25 protein-coding genes are annotated in these 24,247 nt (G+C 38.4%); 2 read left to right on the forward strand and 23 right to left on the reverse strand.

What is annotated here, in order from left to right; genetic code table 11:
- Positions 1-57 precede the first annotated feature (57 nt).
- The 3 genes from RB214_RS19850 to fdxA all read right to left on the reverse strand — a co-directional run bounded on the left by RB214_RS19850 (position 58) and on the right by fdxA (position 3,243).
- Entirely contained in the window at positions 58-552 is a 495-nt protein-coding gene (locus tag RB214_RS19850) for an Sbal_3080 family lipoprotein (RefSeq protein WP_223231588.1), read from the reverse strand.
- Positions 540-2,783 carry a carbohydrate binding family 9 domain-containing protein gene (locus RB214_RS19855; protein ID WP_002958625.1) on the reverse strand — a complete coding sequence of 748 codons (2,244 nt, stop codon included), beginning with the start codon at positions 2,781-2,783 and terminating at the stop codon, positions 540-542. Before RB214_RS19855 ends, RB214_RS19850 begins: the two co-directional genes overlap by 13 nt.
- Positions 2,784-2,919: 136 nt before the next feature.
- Positions 2,920-3,243, reverse strand: a complete 324-nt coding sequence (fdxA, locus tag RB214_RS19860) for a ferredoxin FdxA (RefSeq protein WP_002958626.1) — start codon at positions 3,241-3,243, stop codon at positions 2,920-2,922.
- Positions 3,244-3,437: 194 nt separating this feature from the next.
- Here fdxA and RB214_RS19865 point away from each other — a divergent pair, with 194 nt between their 5' ends.
- Together RB214_RS19865 and RB214_RS19870 are read left to right on the forward strand one after the other, a co-directional pair.
- Positions 3,438-5,045, forward strand: coding sequence for an NAD(P)/FAD-dependent oxidoreductase (locus RB214_RS19865; protein WP_002958627.1), 1,608 nt, complete (start codon positions 3,438-3,440; stop codon positions 5,043-5,045).
- 95 nt (positions 5,046-5,140) lie between these two features.
- On the forward strand, positions 5,141-6,640 hold the full coding sequence (locus tag RB214_RS19870; RefSeq protein WP_002958628.1) for an amidase family protein: 1,500 nt from the start codon (positions 5,141-5,143) through the stop codon (positions 6,638-6,640).
- Positions 6,641-6,670: 30 nt separating this feature from the next.
- On the opposite strand, the gene RB214_RS19875 is transcribed toward RB214_RS19870, so the two are convergent.
- From RB214_RS19875 to RB214_RS19970, 20 genes are all read right to left on the reverse strand, one after another.
- Complete coding sequence (locus RB214_RS19875; RefSeq protein WP_002958629.1) at positions 6,671-7,975, reverse strand: DEAD/DEAH box helicase; 1,305 nt, start codon at positions 7,973-7,975, stop codon at positions 6,671-6,673.
- 90 nt (positions 7,976-8,065) lie between these two features.
- Entirely contained in the window at positions 8,066-9,295 is a 1,230-nt protein-coding gene (locus RB214_RS19880; RefSeq protein WP_033020671.1) for a beta-ketoacyl-ACP synthase, read from the reverse strand.
- Positions 9,295-10,020 (reverse strand): 3-oxoacyl-ACP reductase FabG, encoded by a 726-nt coding sequence (gene fabG, locus RB214_RS19885; protein WP_294116463.1) that lies wholly within the window; start codon positions 10,018-10,020, stop codon positions 9,295-9,297. Before fabG ends, RB214_RS19880 begins: the two co-directional genes overlap by 1 nt.
- On the reverse strand, positions 10,017-10,472 hold the full coding sequence (locus tag RB214_RS19890; RefSeq protein WP_197121474.1) for a hotdog family protein: 456 nt from the start codon (positions 10,470-10,472) through the stop codon (positions 10,017-10,019). Before RB214_RS19890 ends, fabG begins: the two co-directional genes overlap by 4 nt.
- On the reverse strand, positions 10,465-11,634 hold the full coding sequence (locus tag RB214_RS19895) for a beta-ketoacyl-ACP synthase (RefSeq protein ID WP_033020655.1): 1,170 nt from the start codon (positions 11,632-11,634) through the stop codon (positions 10,465-10,467). Before RB214_RS19895 ends, RB214_RS19890 begins: the two co-directional genes overlap by 8 nt.
- Positions 11,631-12,191 carry a DUF3261 domain-containing protein gene (locus tag RB214_RS19900; RefSeq protein ID WP_002958634.1) on the reverse strand — a complete coding sequence of 187 codons (561 nt, stop codon included), beginning with the start codon at positions 12,189-12,191 and terminating at the stop codon, positions 11,631-11,633. The genes RB214_RS19895 and RB214_RS19900 overlap by 4 nt, the downstream gene beginning before the upstream one ends.
- The gene (locus RB214_RS19905; RefSeq protein WP_294116472.1) at positions 12,179-13,417 is read right to left on the reverse strand and encodes an NAD(P)/FAD-dependent oxidoreductase; all 1,239 of its coding nucleotides are present in this window, start codon (positions 13,415-13,417) and stop codon (positions 12,179-12,181) included. Before RB214_RS19905 ends, RB214_RS19900 begins: the two co-directional genes overlap by 13 nt.
- A gap of 1 nt (position 13,418) precedes the next feature.
- The gene (locus RB214_RS19910) at positions 13,419-15,659 is read right to left on the reverse strand and encodes an MMPL family transporter (protein ID WP_002958636.1); all 2,241 of its coding nucleotides are present in this window, start codon (positions 15,657-15,659) and stop codon (positions 13,419-13,421) included.
- A 46-nt stretch (positions 15,660-15,705) separates the two neighbouring features.
- Complete coding sequence (locus RB214_RS19915; RefSeq protein ID WP_294116477.1) at positions 15,706-16,215, reverse strand: outer membrane lipoprotein carrier protein LolA; 510 nt, start codon at positions 16,213-16,215, stop codon at positions 15,706-15,708.
- Positions 16,216-16,238: 23 nt separating this feature from the next.
- Positions 16,239-16,667 (reverse strand): thioesterase family protein, encoded by a 429-nt coding sequence (locus RB214_RS19920; RefSeq protein WP_002958638.1) that lies wholly within the window; start codon positions 16,665-16,667, stop codon positions 16,239-16,241.
- Positions 16,660-18,204, reverse strand: coding sequence for an aromatic amino acid ammonia-lyase (locus RB214_RS19925; protein WP_309169229.1), 1,545 nt, complete (start codon positions 18,202-18,204; stop codon positions 16,660-16,662). The genes RB214_RS19920 and RB214_RS19925 overlap by 8 nt, the downstream gene beginning before the upstream one ends.
- Positions 18,197-19,165 carry an acyltransferase gene (locus RB214_RS19930; protein WP_101216995.1) on the reverse strand — a complete coding sequence of 323 codons (969 nt, stop codon included), beginning with the start codon at positions 19,163-19,165 and terminating at the stop codon, positions 18,197-18,199. The genes RB214_RS19925 and RB214_RS19930 overlap by 8 nt, the downstream gene beginning before the upstream one ends.
- Complete coding sequence (locus RB214_RS19935) at positions 19,155-19,904, reverse strand: glycosyltransferase family 2 protein (RefSeq protein WP_182671188.1); 750 nt, start codon at positions 19,902-19,904, stop codon at positions 19,155-19,157. The genes RB214_RS19930 and RB214_RS19935 overlap by 11 nt, the downstream gene beginning before the upstream one ends.
- On the reverse strand, positions 19,897-20,262 hold the full coding sequence (locus RB214_RS19940) for a thioester dehydrase (RefSeq protein WP_052695903.1): 366 nt from the start codon (positions 20,260-20,262) through the stop codon (positions 19,897-19,899). The genes RB214_RS19935 and RB214_RS19940 overlap by 8 nt, the downstream gene beginning before the upstream one ends.
- Positions 20,246-21,610 carry an AMP-binding protein gene (locus RB214_RS19945; RefSeq protein ID WP_294116492.1) on the reverse strand — a complete coding sequence of 455 codons (1,365 nt, stop codon included), beginning with the start codon at positions 21,608-21,610 and terminating at the stop codon, positions 20,246-20,248. Before RB214_RS19945 ends, RB214_RS19940 begins: the two co-directional genes overlap by 17 nt.
- Positions 21,603-22,169: a hypothetical protein gene (locus RB214_RS19950; RefSeq protein ID WP_294116494.1), complete on the reverse strand. Its 567-nt coding sequence runs from the start codon at positions 22,167-22,169 to the stop codon at positions 21,603-21,605. Before RB214_RS19950 ends, RB214_RS19945 begins: the two co-directional genes overlap by 8 nt.
- Before the next feature lie 4 nt (positions 22,170-22,173).
- Complete coding sequence (locus RB214_RS19955) at positions 22,174-22,419, reverse strand: acyl carrier protein (protein ID WP_002958648.1); 246 nt, start codon at positions 22,417-22,419, stop codon at positions 22,174-22,176.
- Between the two features lie 21 nt (positions 22,420-22,440).
- Positions 22,441-22,698, reverse strand: a complete 258-nt coding sequence (locus RB214_RS19960; RefSeq protein WP_002958649.1) for a phosphopantetheine-binding protein — start codon at positions 22,696-22,698, stop codon at positions 22,441-22,443.
- Entirely contained in the window at positions 22,695-23,477 is a 783-nt protein-coding gene (locus RB214_RS19965; protein WP_309169469.1) for a lysophospholipid acyltransferase family protein, read from the reverse strand. Before RB214_RS19965 ends, RB214_RS19960 begins: the two co-directional genes overlap by 4 nt.
- On the reverse strand, positions 23,470-24,183 hold the full coding sequence (locus RB214_RS19970) for a beta-ketoacyl synthase chain length factor (protein ID WP_294116500.1): 714 nt from the start codon (positions 24,181-24,183) through the stop codon (positions 23,470-23,472). The genes RB214_RS19965 and RB214_RS19970 overlap by 8 nt, the downstream gene beginning before the upstream one ends.
- Positions 24,184-24,247: the final 64 nt, after the last annotated feature.

Consider the following 24,247-nt stretch of genomic DNA (forward strand, 5'->3'; position numbering starts at 1 on the left):
CATATAGTATAGGTGGGATTAATAAAAATAAACAAAAACGTTTTAATTGTTTAAAATTTAATACATACCGTCAATAAGCTCTATAATTTTTTCTTCCGCATTTATAAATTTATCCAACCCACCACCCGTGCGATAAGATGCTTGTGCTATTTTTTCATTTGTTTCAACATCTTTTACCCATATATTTGCGTATGCCATATATAGTGCTAAATCCCAACGCCAATTTGCTACATAGTAAGCCACGGCATTACAACCAGTAGTATCTGAATCAGATAATTCAGTCTGATAGTCTTGGTGTTTCAATACGTAATTAGCTGAAATAACTCGAGTTTCTACCTCATGCTTTGCAAAACCTTTTTTCATCGCATCAATAACACCCTCTTTAACAGCCTTATGTTCAGCAATACACACTGTTTTAGGTTTGTTTGTTTCAAAGCGAGTAATGTCTTGCTTGGCCGCACAACCCGCCAAGGTAGCAACCATTGCTGCTGCAACTGTTATTTTTAAAGTTTTCATATTTATTCCTTTTTTTTTAATATTTAAAGCTGCCATGCATAGCTAACTTTTGTAAATAAGGTACGTTGATCCCGCTCAATATTTTTAAGTGAATCATCTTGGTAACCTCTATCTGAGTAACCCAAATAAAACAGTGTTTGCGCATTAATTTTATATGAGTAAACAAGCTGACTACCATAGTCTTTGTTAATTTGGCTAACTTGATAAAAGTAGGCATTTTCGTCTCTATCAATATCTTCAAATTGTAAAATAAGCTTAAGAATTGAACGCATACTAAATTTATAATGAAGCCTAAAATCAACTAAGTTAGCTGTAAATACACGCTCCCCTTGTGGGTTATCTAATTGGCTGTAGTTATGTTTTACATCGAGCTGCCAATGGTCGTTAATGTCCCACACCATTTGGGTTTGGGTGTCAAACGCATCGCCTAATTGCTCATTTGCATAATCAATGCGGCTAGCGTATTCAACATATAATGATAACTTTAAATCTTTAGTGGGTTTAAAGCCCGTATAAATAAAACCAATATTTTGATTATAAAAATTGTCATTATAATTTTCATAACGGTGTACTAAACCAATTTCAAAAATAGATTGTTTTTGGCCTTTAAAACTCAAAAAGCCTTCGTATTCTTCTTCAAGTAAATCGCCATTTTGCGCCCACGTTTTATCCCAGTCAGCTTCGTATGACCATGAGGTAAGTAAATCAGACTCATCTCTGTACCATGTTTGTCCGCCACCAAAGCCTACTTTTTCATAATCGACTTTAGCTTGATAACCTAAATCAGTGCGGTAGTCCTGCCCAATATTTTCATAAGATGCAAATAATTTGTAATCACGTTTATCGCGGGTAAATTCTAGAGCATAAGCTTCATCTGATTGAGTTTCGGATAGATTATAATTTTGAATTAAAAATTCAGAGTTACGAGTATCAGCAGATGATACTTGATACAAAAGAGTATCCGATTGATTAAACCAGTAGCTACCATCCACTGATAATACAGTGTTGTGATAGTCATCACTCTCTCTGTGCGTGCTTGAAATACCAATAGTACCTTGCTGACCTAAGTCATATTGATAACGCCCTGCGGCTGCATTCGTTTTTTCGTTTAAGCTTGCAAAGCCAGAGCCCTGATTCGTTGGCAGTAAAATATTACTATTGTCGTCATCAGCTAGCATTAGCGCATAACTATGATCGCCCGTTTTACCCGTCAGCTTTGCACCTAAAGTAGGCTCTGCAATTGTACGTGTATATAAAAGCTCAAATAAGCTACTTTTAAAGTAAGAAGCACCATCTAAAAAGAAAGGACGTTTTTCAGCGTAATAAATTGAGAAGGTTGTATTTACATCAAGCTCTAAAGAGTCAGTTTCTACTTGCGAAAAATCAGGATTAATTGTCGCGTTTAAAACAGCATCTTTTGTTAAACCCCAGCGTAAATCTAAACCCACTTCAGTATCTATATCACCCTTATCCCAATCACCTGGCAACGCAGATTTATTATCGTTACGCAGTGTGGTTAATGTAGGTGTTAATTGGATATTTTTACTTGATTCAATATCGCTAAAACCCACTAACTTATCAAACTGGCAAAGGCTGCATTTCACATTTCTATCAAACCCCATATTTGATAGCTGATATAGCACATCACGTTGGTAGTTTCTCATTACAGAAAAACCCCACGTTAGCTCATTTTTATTTTCAGGAAAACGCAGTGCTTTAAAAGGAATACGCATTTCAACAACATAACCTTTGTCGTTAATTTGTCCTGCGCTATCCCAAATAGCATTCCATGAGGTATCAGAACTCCACCCATCGGTGTCGGTCATTCGTATATCGCCTTGCGCGCCCAGCGGGTTCACATGGAATTCATAACCACTGCGTTCATCATTAAATGTATCAATAACAAGAATAACTACGTCGTCTTCCCATAGCGTATCGCGGTCACGAAGTGATGCACGAATTTGCTCAGGGTTAGGATCCTCAGCAATAAAACCAACATATAAGTTAGTGCCATCTTCGTAAATAAAGGCATCAGTTTTTACAGGAGGAGTGCCTTTTTCGTTAGGCTCATCTTGGTAGAGTAAAGATACACGTGTTGCATTTTGCCAGTGCGCCTCATCCATAACACCATCAACGGTGATATTTGAATCAATACGGGATAAGGATACTTGCTGTTTTTTAGCCGCTACATCAAGGCTTGAAAGTAATAAAGCAAAACTTAAAAATAGGAAGGTAAACTTTTTTATTATAGTTATAAAGTACTGCATAAACATCCATTTAGACTGTAATTACTCATAAGGAGCAACTTAAGCTGAGGATTGTAATTTATCCAGGTACATTTGTTAATACTTTGAAATGAAAAATTAACTATTTAATGATAAAGGAGTAACTAATTGTTATACATTACGTTTCGAGTAGTTTAAGCTTATCGTCTATGCCATTCCATACATCAGCGTCCTCTGGAGCAGGTTTAACCTCTGTAATGCGCGGCCAGACCAGTGCAAGTTCAGCATTTAATTCAGTAAACTCTTTTTGAGACTCTGGTAGTTCATCTTCTTGGTATATCGCATCAGCTGAACACTCAGGGACACATAAACCACAATCGATACAATCAATCGGGCTAATTGCTAAAAAATTAGGGCCTTCAAAAAATGCATCTGCTGGGCACACTGATACGCAATCGGTGTACTTACATTTTATACAATTTTCGGTGACAACAAACGCCATACTATTTTAATACCTAAGATTTTGAACAACAGTTGTGGATCATACCCATCCACTCCAAAAATACAATAAATAAGTGCCATATCAGGCTATTTTAACGTAAAATGCGCGCCTAATGTTTGCACACTCGTTGTGCCCTGCATCCCCTTATTGTGAGCGGTAATAATACCCCGCTATGACACCTAAAAGAGATATAAATGATACGTTTAACCGAAATAAAGCTGCCACTTGATCATGACGAAGATGCAATTGGTCAAGCAATTGTAAATAAACTCAAAATCCAACCTGAACAATTGCACAGTTTTAATGTGTTTAAACGTGGTTATGATGCACGTAAAAAATCAGCTATTTTACTTATTTATACACTCGATATAGAAGTTGATAACGAAGCCGAGCTACTCGCAGCATTTGAAAAAGACCAACATGTAAAAGTAGCACCAGACACAAGTTATAAATTTGTAGCCCAAGCTAACAATAATATCAAAGAGCGCCCTGTCGTGATTGGTTTTGGTCCTTGTGGTTTATTTGCGGGCTTATTACTTGCTCAAATGGGCTTTAAACCCATTATATTAGAGCGCGGTAAAGAAGTACGTGAACGTACAAAAGACACGTTTGGCTTTTGGCGTAAACGCACACTTAATACAGAATCAAATGTACAATTTGGTGAAGGTGGCGCAGGTACATTCTCAGACGGTAAGTTATACAGCCAAGTAAAAGATCCAAAGCATTATGGCCGAAAAGTCATTACTGAATTTGTAGAAGCAGGCGCACCCGATGAAATTTTATACGTAAGTAAGCCACACATTGGTACGTTTAAACTTGTCACCATGATTGAAAAAATGCGCGCTCGTATAATAGAACTTGGCGGCGAAATTCGCTTTAGCACACGTGTTGACGATATTCATTTAGACGACGGGCAAGTAACAGGTTTAACGCTTTCAAATGGCGAGCAACTAAACACTCGACATGTTGTATTAGCCGTTGGCCATAGCGCACGTGACACGTTTGATATGATCCACAAAAAAGGGATTTATGTTGAAGCAAAGCCATTCTCAGTCGGTTTTAGAATCGAACATAAACAATCAATGATCGATGAATGTCGTTTTGGCACAAATGCAGGAAACCCAATTTTAGGCTCTGCCGATTATAAACTTGTTCATCACTGTGACAATGGCCGTACAGTTTACAGCTTTTGTATGTGCCCAGGTGGCACAGTAGTCGCTGCAACCTCTGAAGAAGGTCGCGTTGTTACCAATGGTATGAGCCAATATTCACGAAGTGAGCGCAACGCTAACAGCGCTATTGTGGTAGGTATATCACCAGAGCAAGACTTCCCTGGTAATCCACTTGCTGGAATAGACTTACAACGCAAACTTGAAGAGCAAGCGTATGAGCTTGGTGGTAGCAACTACGATGCACCAGCACAGTTAATTGGAGATTTCTTAAAAGGTAAATCATCTGCAGACTTAGGTGAAGTACAACCCTCTTACACACCTGGTATTAAGTTAACTGATTTGAGTAAAGTGTTACCACAATTTGCAATTGATGCTCTTCGCGAAGCGATACCTGCGTTTAATAAACAAATTCGTGGTTTTTCAACTAACGACGGCTTATTAACCGGTGTTGAAACGCGTACTTCGTCGCCTATTAGTATTAAGCGCGATAAAACATTCCAAAGTATTAACACCAAAGGGCTTTACCCTGCAGGTGAAGGTGCAGGTTACGCTGGCGGTATTTTATCAGCGGGTATTGATGGAATTAAAGCAGCTGAAGCAGTCGCACTGTCTATGTTAGAAAACGCTTAAACCTCTTTTTTAAGCTGTTTATCGAAAAGCCTCACTTTGTGAGGTTTTTTTGTGCTAAATATATAGAAAATAATAACACCTCAAGCACCTCAACAATGATCAAAACATTTACCTTTTCGTTGCTTAGTGTATTAGCAATTTTTAACGCTAAAGCACAAGAGCTAAAAACCATCGATGAAATCCACAGTGCATATAAAAATAATTCTATTAATGCACAGCAACTCACCCAAAATTATATAGACCGAATTAATAAACTTAACCCACAATACAATGCAGTTATTAGTTTAGAGCCTACAGCTATTGCTCAAGCTAAAACGTTAGATGAACTTGCCGCCAAAGGCACTTGGGCAGGTCCATTACACGGAATACCTGTACTTCTTAAAGATAATATAGAAACGAAGGGCACACTTCCCACAACGGCTGGCTCTTTAGCACTTAAAAATAACGTTACTGATAATGATGCTTTTGTTGTTAAACAACTACGTAATGCGGGCGCTATAATTTTAGGCAAAGCTAATTTAAGTGAATGGGCAAATTTTCGTTCATCCTATTCATCGTCAGGCTGGAGTGCCGTAGGCGGAGAAACACATAATGCGCACGATGTAACACGTAATCCATGTGGTTCTAGTGCAGGCTCTGCTGTGGCAGTCGCACTTAACTTTGCGCCCATAGCATTAGGGACTGAAACAGACGGTTCAATTACGTGCCCTGCCTCAGTAAATGGAGTTTATGCAATAAAACCGAGTATGGGCCAAGTATCACGCTCAGGCGTTATACCTCTTTCAAGTAGCCAAGATTCAGTAGGGCCGATGGCGCATTCACTTAAAGATGCACTGCTGGTTTTATCAGTTTTGCAAGGTGAGGACTCCCTTGATGCAACAACTACAGGGTTTGAATTAAAAGAAGGTAATCTAAAATCAAAATCGTCACTTATTATCGGTGCGCTACCTAGCGATAAATTTACAATTGAAACGCAGCGCCTTTATGCCAAGCAGTTACAAGCATTAAAACAGGCTGGGCACACTGTTATTAATGTAGATATTACTGATAACTTAGATACGCTATTTGTTGATGAATACTATATTTTACTTTACGACTTTAAAGCCGAAATTAATCACTACCTCGCAAGCACTCCCGCACAAGTAGCTGTTAAAAGCCTAAAAGCACTTATTAATTTTAATATTCAAAATAAAAATACAGAAATGCCCCACTTTGAGCAAGATATACTAGTTCAATCGCAGGCTATTGATTTAACAAACAAACAAAAATACCAAGAGACTAAAGAACGCTATCGCACTTTAGCAACGACAGCCATTGTTAATGTATATAAAAACAACAAGCTTGATATTGTTATAGCGCCTACAGTATCACCCGCCTGGAAAACAGACTTAGTTAATGGTGATAATTTTAATGGCAGTAGTAGTTCGTTATCTGCTATTGCAGGCACAACGCACATAACTCTGCCTGTCGGAAAAGTAAGTGGTTTACCGGTTGGTTTGTCCATAATAGCAAATAAAGAGGGCGAGCAAGCGGCTTATTTATACGCAAATATTATTGATGAGGTGTTATCACCAGGCACAAAAAAACCTGAGTAAACTCAGGTTTTTTAAACTAAACGGCGTTAACTATGACTTTTTAAGTGACAGTTTTTCGCCTTTTAAGCTTTTACGAACGCTTGAAATACGTGAGCGATTTACTGCTCTCGCTTCACCGGTTGCTTGTCCTGATAACTTGTTAGAACGTGTACGGCGTAAATGCGCTGGTTTTTTACCAATTTTATCAATTAGTACTTCACGGTTACTCACTTCGTAACCTTCTAAATATACACGTTTGATTTTTTGACCGATTAACGTTTCAATTTCAAACAAAGTGTTTTCTTCTTCGCGGCTAACAAATGAGATTGCTTGACCTTGGCGACCAGCACGACCTGTACGGCCAATACGGTGAACGTAATCTTCTGCAAGCCATGGTAAATCAATATTAATTACACGAGGTAAACCATCAATATCAATACCGCGAGCAGCCACTTCTGTAGCTACTAATACACGTACTTTGCCTTCTTTAAATTCACGTAAAGCACGACGACGGTTACCTTGAGATTTGTCACCGTGGCAAACGCCTGCCGGAATACCATCAAGGTTAAGCTCTTTAACAAGCTCGTCAGCTGTTTCTTTCATGTTTACGAAGACAAGCACTTGTTGCCAGTTTTTCTTACCAATCAATTCAGAAAGTAGTTCTTGCTTACGACGTTCTTCAACAGGGTAAACAACATGCTCAACAGTACTTGCTGTACTGTTAGTTTGATCAACACGCACTATTTCAGCTTGTTTTAATACTTTAGATGCAAATTGTTTAATTGCTGCAGGGAAAGTAGCTGAGAAAAGTAAAATCTGGCGCTCTTCTGCACAGCTTTTAATCACGTTTTGCATATCTTCAATAAAGCCCATATCAAGCATACGGTCGGCTTCATCAAGAACAAGGTGCTTAACACTTGCAAGGCTTAAGTTACCTAAACGAATATGATCAAATAAACGACCTGGTGTTGCAACAACAATATCCACACCTTCTTTTAAAGCGTTTGCTTGGCCGGCGGTACTAACACCACCGAATAAACTAACGACTTTAAGTGATGTATGCTTTGCAAAATCTCTAAAATTATTTGCAATTTGCTCTGCAAGTTCACGCGTTGGAGCAAGTACTAACGCATGAGGTGCATTCGTTGTGCTGAGTTCAGACTCAACCAATTTTTGGATGATAGGTAAAGCAAACGCGGCAGTTTTGCCGGTACCAGTTTGTGCACTGGCTAAAACGTCTTTACCTTTACGAACAGCAGGGATTGCTGCGCGCTGAATGGGCGTAAGAGTGTGATAGTTAAGTTCGTCCAACGCCTGGATGATTTCAGGAGCGAAACTAAAAGATTTAAAATTCATGCTGTATAACCTACGGCCACATTATCAAGGGTCGCAAATTATACAGCAAAAACGAGTCAACAGTTAGTCATAACTTATCTTTTAACGTGTTTAATCTACTTTATAGCGTTTAAATATTAAAGAGGTGTTAATACCACCAAACGCAAAGTTATTACTCATCACATAATCGGTATTAATCTCACGTCCTTGATGCCTTATGTAATCAAGCTGAGCACATTCGTCATCAACGTTATCTAGATTAATTGTTGGTGCAAACCAATTATCAGCCATCATATTAATGCTTGCCCATGCCTCTATTGCCCCACAAGCACCTAATGTATGCCCCAAATAACTTTTTAACGAGCTAATAGGTTTACTACCCAATGCTTTAAACGTTGCGTGAGACTCGGCAATATCACCTTTATCTGTTGATGTACCATGAGCATTAACGTAACCAATTTTTTCTGGTTCTAAATTGGCATCTTGTAGTGCCATTTCTATCGCTAGTTGCATTGTTTTTGATGTTGGTTGAGTAACGTGCTGTCCATCAGAATTACAACCAAAACCAACCACCTCAGCTAATATTGTTGCTCCGCGCGCTTTTGCATGTTCGTATTCTTCTAAAATAAGTGTACCCGCGCCTTCGCCTATCACTAAGCCATCACGATTTACATCAAAGGGACGAGGTGTTTGTTTTGGTGTGTCATTTTTTGTAGATGTTGCATAAAGCGTATCAAATACTGCAGCCTCTGTGATGCATAATTCCTCCGCTCCACCAGCCACCATTATTTTTTGTCGGCCAAACTTAATCGCTTCATAGGCGAAGCCTATTCCCTGAGATCCCGATGTACAAGCAGAGCTTGTTGTTATAACACGCCCTTTTAAACCAAAAAACACACCAACATTTACAGGGGCAGTATGCGCCATCATTTTAATATAACTCGTGGCTGTTACACCTGACATCGACCCCGTTTCCATCATATTTGCAAAGGCGAGTAGTGGCTCAGTAGAGCCCGTAGATGAGCCATACGCTATGCCCGTAGAGCCATCTGTTAGACTGTCGTGCTCTAGTAGTTTGGCTTGTTCAAGTGCGCATTCAGTAGCACGAGTTGACATAAGTGATACTCGCCCCATTGAACGGATTTGTTTTCGTTTGTAATGACTTGGTCGCTCAAAGTGTTTAACTGGCGCGGCTAAACGGGTATTGAGTTCGTTAGCTATATCCCACTCTGGCATAGTAACAACCGCATTTTCGCCTTTAATTAAGGCTTGTTTGAATTCAGACCAATCATCGCCCAATGCAGTGACCACCGACATCCCTGTTACAACAACGCGTTTAATCAAACCATACCACCATTAACCGAAATCACTTGGCGTGTTATGTAAGCTGCATCATCAGACATTAAAAAAGCAACTGTTCCCGCAACTTCTTTAACGCTCCCCATGCGTTTAAGGGGGATCATTTTCATCATTTCATCAATAGGTAATTCATCAGTCATCGCGGTTTCTATTAAACCAGGTGCCACACAATTAACTGTGATTTTGCGTTTTGCCAATTCTAATGCAAGTGCTTTAGTAGCTCCAATAATACCAGCTTTTGCTGCACTATAATTTACTTGCCCTCGGTTACCTGCAATACCTGATACCGATGAAATTGTAATTATTCGCCCACCTTTACGGCTTTGTACCATAGGCATTACAGTTGGGTGTACTACATTATAAAACCCATCAAGGCCTGTACGTATTACACAATCCCAGTCTTCCCCTTGCATAGCAGGAAATGCCATATCGTTAGTAATACCTGCATTACACACCACGCCATAATAAGCGCCATGCTTAGCTATATCTTCTATTATTTGTGCTTTGGCTTGCTCTCTGTCGCATACATCAAATTGTAATAAACTGGTAGCTCTACCTAATGCATTAATCTCATCGCATGTTACTTGAGCTTGCTCAACACCGGCTCTGCAATGCACAGCAATATCAAACCCTTGCTCAGCAAGTTTTAACGCAATAGCTTTACCAATACCACGGCTTGAACCTGTAACTAAAATTCTTTTTGTCATTGATTTTCTCTTATAAATTCCAACGGATTTTCAGGCTGAAATACATTAATTTTTGCTTGGCAAAGTAGAGTTTCACACGCGAGTATTTGACATTCAAATACACTTAAACCTGACTCTTCTTGATATAGTTTTTTCACTTCAATAGTCAGCTTACTGCCGTTTTTAAAACACGGTTGATAAGTTTGATATTTTCGCGTGCCAATTAAAAAACCAATTTTTACAGGTTTATTTTCATCATTCGCTAACGCACCAGCGTAAGCGGCAATAGACTGCGCCATGTACTCAACACCAATATAGCTAGGTACGCCATTAATTGCAGGACTAAAAAAAGGGCTTTGCTCAGTTATAGTAACGCCGCATTGAGCTTCATCTTCGCTGTGTGTTAAAAGGCTATCTATTAAAATCATAGGCGCATCATGCGGGACTACTAGCTCTATAGGGTAATTAGTCAACGTTAACTCCCAATATTAAGCTGGCATTATTACCGCCAAACGCAAAAGAATTAGATAAGCAATATTTAAGAGCGGGCTTAAACGCTTGTTTTATTATTTTTATATCAGCCAAATCACTGCCTTCTTTAATCACGTTATACGGCAGCATATGTTGACCGCTGTCTTTTAATAATAACCAACATATACCGGCTTCAATGGCGCCTGCAGCACCAAGAGTATGCCCTGTTAAATGCTTACTTGAGCTAAGCGGGGTATTGTTGCCAAACACGCGATTAATTGCAAGTGCTTCCATTTCGTCATTTTTTACAGTAGCCGTACCGTGAGCGTTAATATAATCAATATCACCACAGGATAACTTTGCACTTTTTAGTGCTTTTTCCATTGAGGCTTGGGCGCCCATCCCATTAGGATCGGGGGCTGACATATGATGCGCATCTGAGCTTTCGCCACTGCCTAGTAACATAACGCCGTTATTTGTTATTGGCGTATTTTTAGTCATTACAAATAAAGCGGCCCCTTCACCAATATTAATGCCGTCTCTGGTGCTAGAAAAAGGCTGGCATAAACCCGAGCTTAAAGAAGCGAGCGAATCAAAGCCATTAATTGTTAATTGGCACAAACTATCTGCACCACCACAAATTACCACATCGGCTAAATCAGCATTTAGCAAAGCTCGAGCGCTAATTAACGCTTTAGCGCTCGACGTGCATGCAGTAGAAATACTGTAACAAGGGCCTAGCGCCCCTATTTTATGTGCAATGTAATGAGCGGGTGTTGCTAGCTCTTGATCACTGTAACTAAAGTCACCGGGCCAGAGTTTTGTACTTTCATAGCTTTTACGCGCTCTTTCGCCATCATGAATACCTGATGTACTAGTACCCATTACAATTGCTATACGCGACTTATCAATATGCGAAAGTTTATCTAAGGTGTGCTTAATCTGCTCTAAAGCTAAATCAATAAATGTATTGATACGTTTATTATTTGATAAATCAATAGACTGAACTTGCCCGACATACAGCGGTGTTTTCTCAGCACTTAAATTTTTATTTAAAGTTAATAAAGGAGTTGCAGGGTTATATTTATTTAAGCTTGTTATGGTTGCATCTTGGCCTATGCCCATCGCACTCACAATGCCTAAATCATTCAGCCAATATGTCACTGTTCTACCTTTTTAAATGTTATTTGATACTGATGTAAAATATTGTTCAACGTTGTCGACTCATCACTATAGTCAATGGTGATAAATGTACCATCATCGTTAAATACCTCCCGATTAGAGCCAACCTGCTCTATTAAAGCACCCTCTAACTGCTTTTGTAAAAATGCTACTGGCCAATGTACTAATGCAATATCCGCCAAAATATAATGAGGGTCTATCCCTTCTACCGCCAGCATATTTCGTGTTTTTACTGGGCCATTTAAAGGTTTTTCAAGCTCCATAATCGGAAAGCCTTGCACTGTCATTAACAATAACTTAATTGCACCTTTGTCATTTATAGCTAATTGGGCAAATACAGTGTGTGTGTTTTGCTGATTCGTAATATACAAAACTTGCTGCCAAGACTTATTAAACATTTGTGCTGGTACACTATTAATATTTAATTGAATATTAGGTGATAGATACACTTTATTTTTAGATGCTGTAAAACTCGTACATGCGCTCAATACAGCAAATATAAATACACTACACACCGCATACTTAATTAATTTTGACATAACTGAGCCAACACATTTAAAAGGCGTTCACTTTGTGCAACAAATGGGTTATTCGTATCCCATGCGTAACCCGCTAAAATAGCACTGATCATTTCTCGTACTTGGGTATTTTGTTCAGAGTAAAATATCACATCCTGAAAACGCGTATCGTACCACCCTGTTACAAATGTTCTAAAACAATCGACTCCAGCTTGTAATGGCTGTGCGTAGTGAGCGTCAAAATCGACGACTTCGTTTTTTAAATAGCGATCAACAAGTGGGGCAATTAAATTTGCAGATTTGAGTGCGATTGTTACACCTGATGAAAATACCGGGTCTAAAAACTCCCCCGCATTACCCAATAAAGCAAAGTGCTTACCATATAACTTACTCACATTTGCCGAGTAGCCTTTTATATTTTTTGCTGGAGTTAATAACTCACGCTGTGCTAACAGTGTTTTTAAATAAGGGTCTTGCTCTATAAATTGATTTAGTAAATCGCTAGATTCATCATCATTAAAACGCTCTGACTGCGCCACAACCCCAATACTCGCAGTACCATCACTAAAGGGAATAAGCCAATACCACACGTCTGAATATTGAGGGTGTACGGTAATCAAAATTTTATTTCGATCGAAGCTTGTATCACTAATATTGTCTTTAAAGTGACTAAAATAAGCGCTTCGAACAGGAAAGTTAGAAGGAAGCTCTAAATCTAACAATTTTGGTAATACACGCCCAAAGCCACTTGCGTCCAATACAAATCGGGCATTAACGCGGTAAGCTTGCTGCTGCTCATTGTGTACCACTAATGATGAACCATTTGGCTCATCACAGTAGTCAACCACCGTGTGCTTATATCTGATTTCTACGCCTTGTCCTTGTGCTTTGTCTGCTAATAATTTGTCAAAGTCGGCTCTTTTCACTTGATACGTAGTGCCTGGGCCTTTAGTAAATTTTTCAGTGAAGTTTATAGTTGTATTTTGCCCTGCCCGATGAAAAGCAGCGCCATCTTTAAACTGAAAACCTAAAGCCGCTGCATTGTTATGTAGTGTATCGATTAAGCCCGCGTCTTCTAAGTACGCCATACATTGCGGCAGTAAGCTTTCACCAATTGAAAAACGTGGAAACGCCTGCTGTTCAAGTACCAGTACCCGCCATCCCTTTTGAACTAAAAGACTACTAGCCAATGCACCAGAAGGCCCAGCGCCAATAACAACAACATCGTACTGCTCAAGGTTATTCAAATTATTGTTCCTTTTGAGGCTTTAAAACACTCAGCGGTGATAAAAAGTAAATAGCTAAAATCCCTACCATTACACTCAGCCCAAAGCTAAAAATAGCGGGTGTATCAGAAGCACTCAACATGCCAAATACCCACATTGATGACGCAGCCGATAAGCTAATCGCTAACACATTTTTGGGCTCTAACTTATTTATTTGATAAAAAACGAGGTAATCAATTGCTAAGGCAATAACAAGTAACGCACCGAGTAAATTAAATAACGACAAGCTACCTTGAATCGCATTACATACCCAAAGCATGCTCAACACCACAACAGATAGAATGGTCACCTGCAGCAGCGCTATCTTAATCGAAAATCGCCAACTAAAAAGCAGCCAACTAATAAAACCCGCAAGCACTAGGCTTAATAGTAAATATTCACGGTAATCACTTAATAAAGTACTAATTTGTTTAGGTTTATTATAAAGGTAAATTCCATTATTTTTTTCAACCTCATTAATTAGTTGATCAGATGAAATACCCGAAATAGACATCCACGTTATCGATTGTTCTGGCTCAACAATCATTTGAGAAAGCAGTAATGGTTTAAATGTACTCGTGACAAGTGTTTCATAAGTTAATAATGGTGCTTTTTTACTTGTTAATGCTTGCCCAGTAACGCGCTCTGTAATATCCAAAGTCCCTTTGTTTTTAGCCTGTTCAAACAAAGCTTGGTTATCCCTCTGCTTTTGTAAACTAGGCAACCAATGACTAATGCTATTATGTTTAAAATTAGGGTTTAGTTGGGTTAAGCGTTTTAAAAATTCTTCTTGCTTTTGTAAAAGCGCTTCTTCGCTATCTGCAAACATAAAAACAATTTCGCTATCCCATTGTCCAAGTAATAACAAATGCTTTTTTTCGTTTAGCATTAAATGCTCGGAGCTTGCATTTAATAGCTTTACATCATCATTAAAGCTAATAGGTTTTATTAAAAATAACGCACTTATAAGGGCTGATAACGTAATGAGTATTGGCTTTTTTAAACTATTGCAGTATAAAAAAACCTTAATGAGCTTTTGACTCATCAATAGACTCGAAGGCGATAACGTGAGTGTAGATTGCCACAATGGCAAAACTAAAACTGTAAATAGCCAAGCACTCACTAAACCCGCAATAACAAACACGCCAACTTGAGATAATAACGTTAGTGGCGCACCTAGTAAGCAGCAATAACCCAGCGTAGTCGTAATAAGAGACAGTAAAAGCGCAGATTGAGTCCCTTTGCTGTAGCCTTTTTCATGCTCTTTTTTGGCTAAGTCAGTCATACCATGAAATGCATAATCAATGGCAATACCAATCAAGGTGACTGCAAAAACAAGCGTTAATAAATGAATAGTATTAAACAGCAACACCATAGCGATAGCGCCACCAATAAGTGCGCTCAGTACGGTAAAGCTTGCTAATAAAATACTGTTTAAACGCCTAAATACCCAAAATACCATCGCAATAAGGGCTAATAAGCTAATGCCACCAAACAAGCTCATCTCGTATTTAGCTTGTTTAGCATTTTCAGCCGTATGAAATAGCACACCAGAGTAAGTAATGCTTAAATCAGGGTAGGTTTCATTAAGTAAATTGATCTGTTTAATTATCGAGCCTGCTAAATCAATTGATTTATTAACCCCTAAATTTTCAGGCGCTAAGTTTGCCAAAATGACACGGTATTCAACGCCTTTTAAACGTCGAGTTAAACGACCTTGTTCAAGCGTAAACAATTGGCTTTGTTTTAAGTTATCTTCTATAAATGCCGCTAAGCTCAAACTTGTATCTTTGCTTAAGGTAGCACTTACAAATGGGTTGCCTAACTGATTTAATTGCTCAAGGTAATAATGTTCAAACGTTGTTTTTTTGCTTAATGTTTGCTTATAAGTATCACTTAATAACGCATGTTTGAAAGGTGAGAATGTTTGCGCTAAATCGTTAACGGACGGAAAGTTAAATGTGCTTTTAATTGCATTATCGTCGAGCCATTTTTGGAAATCATCAAATGCTTTATTTTTATTATTTCCTGCAAACGAGAACATAATACGGTTAGCATTTTGCTGAAAAAAAACATCTTCCGCATGTGCAATTTGGGAGTGGGACTTTGGTAATAAGCTAAACATATCGGCGCTAAACGTTGGTTTAGACAGCCAAAAAGCTGCAGCAAAAAGTAAAATTAAACTGCTAAACCACCCTACAATAACGGTAATTCGTTTTGTCACCGCACTATTCCCTTAATTAACCACTGCATTATTTAAAAACATAATTTTATTTGGAATAAGTAAACTCAATTTTTGTGTTATTTCTTGAGTGCTCATTTAGTGTAATACTGCTCACTTGCTTAGCAGTTTCACATAAAATAAAATCACTAAATAATTGCTTTAGCATAGCTTCTTTTGGTATTAACTGTGTGCAACTGTCTTGCATTTTAGCAATGTCAAAACGTGTTTCCAGCGCACTCATATTTACGCTAAGTAAGTCACTCAGTAATCCTACAAATTGCTCGCTACCGGGTTGTGGTATTAACTCACCATTGGCATTTTGTGCAAGCACTTTGCCGTTTTCTATTATGAGCATATTCTCAACAGGCATTTTCACTTGCCAAATTAGTTTTTCGTCAATTAACGAAAAAACACCTGACGAAATAAAAGGCTTAGCAAATCCATTAAATTGCTTATATTGCTTAAACTCACCTTTAATAGCTGCTGCATTTACTACAGAGCAAAACAGCAAAAAGCTAATGGCTATGCTCAATGTAAAACATTTTAAAAAATTCATTTAATCGCCTATAAAATAAAAATTTATTTCAAAACCGCTTTTAACTTATTAAATAAAATTGCGGGTGATTCAAATTGCATTTCTTTGGAGCTAACCTCAACCGCAACTTGCGTGGTTGAGGCTTTAGTAAGGCGCTTATTAGTTAGCGAGTCAGTGATTACGTAATCAATCCGTAGTCTATTCTCGTATTCTTTTAAATAAGCCGCTACTTTAATTTTTTGAGTAAATACTGCTGAGGCAACATACTTTATTTGCATATCAACGATTGGCCACGCGTAGCCCGATTCATGCATTTGCGGGTAATCATAATCAAATAACCGCAGTAACTCGCAGCGCGCTACTTCTAAATAACGTGGGTAATTACCATGCCATACAACATTCATCGGGTCGCAGTCATGAAATGGAATTTCAATTTCTACCACATGCGTTAATAATGCACCTTTACTATTCATACAACGCCCAACGTTTAGTTTGAATATACCCTATTGTTTGCCTTAGCACGGCTTCCATTGATCTATCCTCAGTGAGGTTTTCAAAGTAATTTGTTATATCGGTATACATGTTTTGCATATCTTGCGTTAAAGTCGAAAACTCAAGATCGCCTTGCTTAATACGTAATCTAACACCTTGAATACTGGCTAATAACGTACTTGCTAACACTTGTTCTGTTAGCTGTAAAATACGTAAGCAATCGCGTGATGCAATAGTTCCCATACTCACTTTATCTTGATTATGACACTCCGTAGAGCGAGAAAAAACGCTGGCCGGCATGGTTAGCTTTAATGCCTCTGCAGTGTAAGCACTACAGCCAATTTGAACCGCTTTAAAACCATGATTAATATAACGGCGCTCTGGTGCACTATCAGACAAGTTTGAAGGTAGGCCATTGTTGTACTTAGTATCAACCAAAGAAGCGATTTGTCTGTCTGCTAAATCAGCAAGGTTTGCAACGGCTGTTTTCATGCTATCCATTGCCATTGCAATGTGGCCTCCGTAAAAATGCCCACCGTGTAATACATGCTCACCTTGACCGTCAATAATCGGGTTATCGTTTGCTGAGTTAAGCTCATTTTCTATCATATGCCTAAAAAACGGCAGACTGTCTTGCAGCACACCAATAACATGGGGTGCACAACGGATTGAATACCTATCTTGAAGTCTGTCTGCATTACGAGGGTGATCGTGATGGTTTAAATCTTCTCTTATCCAACGTGCAATTTTTTGCTGCCCAGGATGTGGCTTAACTGAAAATAATATCTCATCAAAATGATGGCTATTTCCTTTAAGCGCTAAACTTGATAATGCAGTAATACGGCTCGCCAGTTTAGCTAAGTAATTAGCCCTATCAAACGCTAAACATGCTAATGCAGTCATTACCGCTGTGCCATTCATAACGGCAAGACCTTCTTTTGGCCTTAGAGTGAGTGGCTCTAAGCCAACTTCTTTCATAACTTCTGCACTGTTACGTACTTGGTCTTTGTAAAACACATCACGCTCGCCTACCATCGCACCTGCAACGTAAGATAACGGTGTTAAATCGCCACTGGCACCTACTGACCCTTCTTGTGGGATCACAGGCACTATATCGTTATTTAAGTAATCTTTAAGTAGGTGCAGCATTTCCCAGCTAATACCAGAGTAGCCCTGTGAAAGTGATGTTAAGCGGGTCGCTAAAATTGCACGCCCTTGCACTTTATTAAATACATCCCCGAGTCCACAGCCGTGAAAGCGAGTTAAATGCAGAGGTAATTCATCAACTAAATCAAGGGGTACAGCCACCGTTACAGAATCACCGTAACCAGTAGTAACGCCGTAAATTACGCCATCTTCTTTTAAAAGTGTGTCTAAGAAATGCAAAGCGCTATTAATTTTAACGCTAAAAGTCTCACAGCTATTTAATTGCACTTGTGTTTCATTAAAGGCAACTCGAACAATATCTTCAATTGATAATCGCTGATTGCCAAAAAGCTGTATATTTTGTTCAGTCACACTTGTTCTCCATTGATTGATCGCGCACTACCTGCTGATCACTTTTCCAAAAATCGTAAAAATTAAACCACTGATAAGGATATAAAGCTGCGTAATAACTCAAACGCTGTGCATAGTCAGTAATAATAAGTGTTAGCGCCTGCTGTCGCTCTCGTCGAGGCATTTTTAATGATTGGCTGTAATGTTCAAATATCACTTGATACTTTTTGCTTTTTTTATCTTTTAAACAAAACAAAAAGTAAACAGGGCAATCAAGCAGTGCGGCTAATATAAAAGGCCCCTGTGAAAATGGGGCATTTTTGCCTAAAAAAGGTACCTGTACCGACCGAGAAGCCGTTGTTGTGCTTGTTCTGTCACCAACAATAACGATTATTTCTCCCTGCTCTACTTTTTCTTTTAGTAAAATAGCTAAGTCAGGCCCCATATCAGTCACTTGTATTAAATTAACCGACACATCTGGGTTAATCTTTTTAAGCATTTTATTAAATTCAACAGCGTGATGGGTAAACACCAGTACATTTATTTTTTTACTGCTGCGGTGCTGGCTAAGTGCCCTGCACACCTCTAAATTACCCAAGTGGGAACCTATAAAAATAGCCCCTTGGTTTTGCTCATCTAGCTCAGCAAATAAATGCTCATTCGTGTATTTAATATCACGTTGGGTTATTCGCCCAAGCCAAGCATCAATTTTATCTAATGCGCTATCTGCAAAACTGCAAAAGTGCGTTAATTGCATTTTAAACGTAACAGGTTGTTTGCAGCCTTGGTAAACATTAACCTGCGCTAAAAACGCTTTAGATGCTACACGCGCTACTTTTCCTGTTAAAAAAAGATAAAAAACCACAGGAAACAAAACAATCCACAGCCCTTTTCTACCCAGTAATTTATGAGCAAATAACAGTATTTGAATACCTAAGAAATTACCGCGCTCTTGCATTTTAGACCAGTGTTTAGCGGCCATAACGCCTCTTTAATTTATGCCAAATTAACACAGGAGAGCGAATCAACATTCCAAAAAACAAGCGAGTGTGTAACCAAGAAATACGCACGTTATCGTGTAAAGGCTGAAAATGAGAAAGCCCATTTTCGGGGTAAATTACTTGGCTAGGTAAAAATACAAAAGGCACATTGCGCCAATATAAACGCACTAAAATTTCGGGGTCAAAATCCATGCGTTTTCCAAGCGATACCTCATCAATTAGCTTTGTACTTTGCTCAAGCGGATATACTCTAAAGCCACACATCGAATCTACAATTGTAAAACTTAACGTTTCAATCCATACCCAAACATGCGTTAAATAACGTGCTAAATAACGGTGTTTAGGCACTGAATCGTCATATATTGGGCAACAGCTTATAAGCGCTTTAGGCTGAGCGTTTGAAAGCGCTATTAGTTTTTTAATATCAGATAAGTCATGCTGACCATCAGCATCAACCTGTATCGCATGCGAAAAACCTAGCTTATATGCTTGCTTTAAGCCTGTTTGTACCGCGCCGCCTTTACCTTGATTATCGTCGTGGGTAACTACACTCAACTGCGTGTATTTTGCATCAAGCTTACTGAACACACTTTTAGCTTCGGCGTTGCTTGCGTCATCAACCATAATAATAGGAAGATTAAATGACGATAATTGGCTCAGTACATCATCAATAACCGTAATGTGATTATAATTTGGGATAACAATACAAAAGTTATTCATTTATTAGGCTTTCAAAAACAACACGACCAGATGCATGCTGTCCTTTATTTGAATTATACGAAAAGGTATATTTATTCTCTGCTTTTTGCTCAAGCAATAATTCGATTGTTATACCTGGGGTAATCACTACCTGAAATTTTAATACTTCAACATTTTTAACAGGTTGCTGAACATTATAATATTTACAAATTGCAGCCACAGCCCAGTCTAATTGCACAACACCTGCGAGTATTGGGCCATCCGTAAAATGTCCTTTGAAATAATCTAAATCATGAGGAACTAGTAAGCTTAATTTATACTTTTGCTCTGCTTTTTCACAAGACAGTAAATCAGGCTGTGTTTTAGTCAACTTTTGCAAAAAGACTCTCCAATGCTTTTAAATTTAACTTTGCCTGTGAGTTGTATGGTAATTGCTCTACAAAACGCCACTTTTTAGGGATACAAATTCGCTCAAAGCGCGCTAATGCATGCGCTTTTAATAAATCATTTGTAGCTAACTTACCGTCACCATTAAAAAACATCTGCCCTTTATGCGTAAGCACAACAATAGCGCCTACAATTAATCGCTCACCAGGCAAGGCGATTACTTTAGCTTCACTTACCCACTCACTAGTACACAAATGTTGTTCTAGCTCATCTAAACTTAATCGTTTTTCTTCTAATTTTATAATTCGATCGAATCGGCCTAATAATCTAAATTGACCATTTTTAAGTACTTCGCCTCTATCATCTAAAGGGTAATTCTTGTCGCGAACGAGCGGTGAGTTTAAAATTAAACGCTGATCGTCCAAAGCCCGTACTTTAATACCCGAAAATGGCTGCCAAAGGCTAACCTTTTCAAGTGAAGTAACTTGTCGATATGCAATACCACCTGTTTCGGTACTACCAAAAACTTGTGTAACTGGTTTATTTAATTGCGTAAACAACGATACAGCATCTTCGTTTAATAGCGGTCCGCCTGATGAAAAAATCCATTGTAAATGAGACTTATCATCCACTAAAACATTATCAATACATAACCGTTTTAACTGCGCTGGGCTTGAAACAAACACTACTTTTTTAAATAACTTGAGCTTTGTAGCTATATGTTCTGGGTAATGCAATAGTTCTGTATTTACAACCTTTTCTGCGCGTAATGGCCACAATAATCTAAACAATAAGCCGTATATATGCTGATGCGAAACACTCGCTATAAAAATAGGATTATCAATCAGTGCGTAGCTATTAATTAATGTACTTAATTCTTTATTTATTACCTGCCACGTTTTTACAATTGGCTTTGCTTTACCCGACGAGCCCGACGTGTAAAAAACAATTGTACCTTCTTCAGGCCATTTAATTATTTCAAGAGATACGAAATGAGGTTGATTGTCTAACGTACCTACATCTAAAAAATCAGCCTCTACATCGGCTACTAATTCAGATTCACCAATAAAAAAAGGCGTTTGTTTAAGTAAGGAGTTTAACGTTGCAGGTTGCCCATTCGACGGCAAAATCACTGCGTTACCGTGTAATGCTAAAGCAAATAGGTACACGGCAAATTCATAGGTGTCTGTGGTGTATAAAACAACCGATGATTTAGTATTTAACGTTGATAGCTTTGCTAAAACTTGGTTTATATCACTAACAAACTGATACTCTAAAATATTATTGTCGTTATGATTAAAACATGCTCTTAACGCATTACTTTGAAAAGAATTAAACACCGGCATTCCTTTTTACTTTTTGTCTGACTAGCCACTCTATCGCAAACAATGCGCCCATGCCTAAGTAAGCAATAAAACCATTATAAAAAGCCCAAGTTTCTAGGCTACTGAAAATACTGGTGTACAGGGCAATACCACCGTTTAATACAAAAAACACACACCACACTAGCGTTACTTTTTTTGTATAAATTACACCGCTTTCATCAAGTGAGGGCTCAGTAATTCGCGCAAAGGTTTCAATAATAGAAGGCCCTTTATACAAAGAATACGCAAACACAACTAACATAACTAAATTAATGATTACGGGATACAAACGCAGCCCTAAGTCGCTATCCATTACCTTGGAAATCAAAATAGTAATGGCTGCTAAAAATGTAGCGGGCTTTAACCACGGCATTTTATCAAACAAGGTTCTGCTTAACCAAAGTCTAAGCCCGAGTAAAAATAGCAGTAATACTGTAATAATCTGACTATTAAAACGCGTAAGGCCTACGTACACAATAATAGGGTAGCAAGCCAAGCAAATCATAATTAACGTTGTTAAAACTGCTTTTAACATAGTATTAGTTAACTAACTTTTCTATTTCGGTGACTATGTCTTGCACTGTGCGCACAAGCTTAAAGGCATCAGGCTCAATTTTTTTACCTGTGATTTCTCTTAATTTTACAACTAAGTCAACTGCATCAATACTGTCTAAATCAAGATCTTGGTACAGGTTAGCCTCTAAGCTAATATCTTCTGGGTCTATTTCAAATTCGTTTTCTAAAATGCCGTGTAATACATCATAAATTTCAGCAGCGGTTTTCATCTTTCTTCCTACTTTTATATATTAAGAACGTGCTTGTTCAATAAATTTTGCTAAAGAATTAACTGAGGCAAAGTGCGCTTTAGTTTGCTCAGAGTTTGCATCAATTTTCACATCAAATTGCTTCTTTATCGCAAGGCCAAGTTCTAATGCATCTATGCTATCTAGCCCTAGGCCATCTACAAATAAAGCGTCATCATCTTGAATATCAGCAGTGGTCATGTCTTCAAGGTCAAGGCTTGAGATAATCAGTTGTTTTATTTGTTCTTTTAATTCGCTCATATATTTTTTAGCTCTTGTGTAAAATAATGTTGTAAATCTTTAGTCAATTGGCGTGATTGCATCGCAGGCATATCGCTGTGGTACGCTGCACAATTAAACTGCTGGCTCGCAAGCCCCATTGTAAAATGCGCCTGATATGGCGCGACCTTATACCAAGGTGCGCCTTTGGTTAAAGTGTTTGGCTTCATTTTAATTAAAAAAGTAGTAATGGGCGCATGACACCTAATTGCAATATTTGCAGCGCCTCGTTTAAACTTTAATGCTTTGTTAGGCTCTGTCCGTGTCCCTTCTGGAAATACAATTAAGTTATTACCCTTTTGCAAACTGCGCTCACACTCTCGTAATAGCTCCTGTGGGTTCTCATTACTTATGTAGCCGGTGCTTTTAATAACGCCACGCATAAAAGGGTTTTTAAATAAATGTGCTTTTACTACGCAATCTGCATTTTTTACTACCGAAATTAAAACAACAACATCAATTAAAGAAGGATGGTTTGCTAATATCAATTGCCCTTTTAAGCCTGCAATTTTTGCTTTATCGTTGACATGAAATCGAATAACGCCCGTTACATGCATTAAACTAACAAACCATTTGAAGCTGTAATGTACTGTTTTTCGAGCCTTAAGCTTTTGTTTAACTGAGTCACTTTGGAATAGGCGCTGAGCAGGAAAAACAATAAAGGCTAATACTAAACCACCAATTCCAAAAACTGAAAAGCAAAATGCAGTCGCAATAATCCGCCAAATCAATCCACATAGTCTTTGTGCATTTTTAAGCATGGTACGTAAGCTGCCAATCGTGCTCAAGCGTGTTATGAACAATTAATGTATTGCTTCGCTCATACAAAGCTTTAGCGCATTGGATACTCATTGGTAAGTCGCTTTTTTCCATGCCCGTATTAAATACTTTATTTAAACTAAAATGAGGTTCGCCTTTTTGCGGCGCTCTTATTATTAAGCCAATAGAGTGTGCTATTTGCTGTTCATCGGCATACTGAGCGTAAATATCGGGGAGAGTCTCATCGGTATGAACTATTAACATGTGTGGCTGATCGTTATCAGCAAGTCTTACAAAGCCATCTACGAGTGCATAAATAAAGCTTTCGGCTCCTGCAGCAATAGCATTTGTAGCACTTGTATTACCCTGTATTATCCCGAAAAGCCCCGATGCGGCATTATGCACACTTAACCCAAAACCAGTGGGCGACAATGGCTGATCATTTACTACATCAACAAGTAAGTTAGCCGTTTTGTGAAAATCGCCGTGGCGAGAAGAAAAGACACTCGGTAAGTTAACATAGTTACCTTGTGTGCTTACTTGATGAGCACTAAAGAGTGCCATTTTAATAAAGGAAGTCATTCGGCGTCGCTGCATAGCAGGCACCCAACTAAGATTTAATACGGAGGAATCAAACCAATTACTCTCTTTTATTTGTCGCTGTTCGGGCTTTATCCATATAGCGAGTTCTTCAACAACAAATTCCACAGCTCTGCATATTTTATAAGATATAAGGGAGGGAATTTTACCGATTTTAGCAATAGAAGTAAAT

The organism is Pseudoalteromonas sp. HL-AS1, assembly GCF_031198785.1.
Classification (GTDB): Bacteria; Pseudomonadota; Gammaproteobacteria; order Enterobacterales; family Alteromonadaceae; genus Pseudoalteromonas; species Pseudoalteromonas distincta.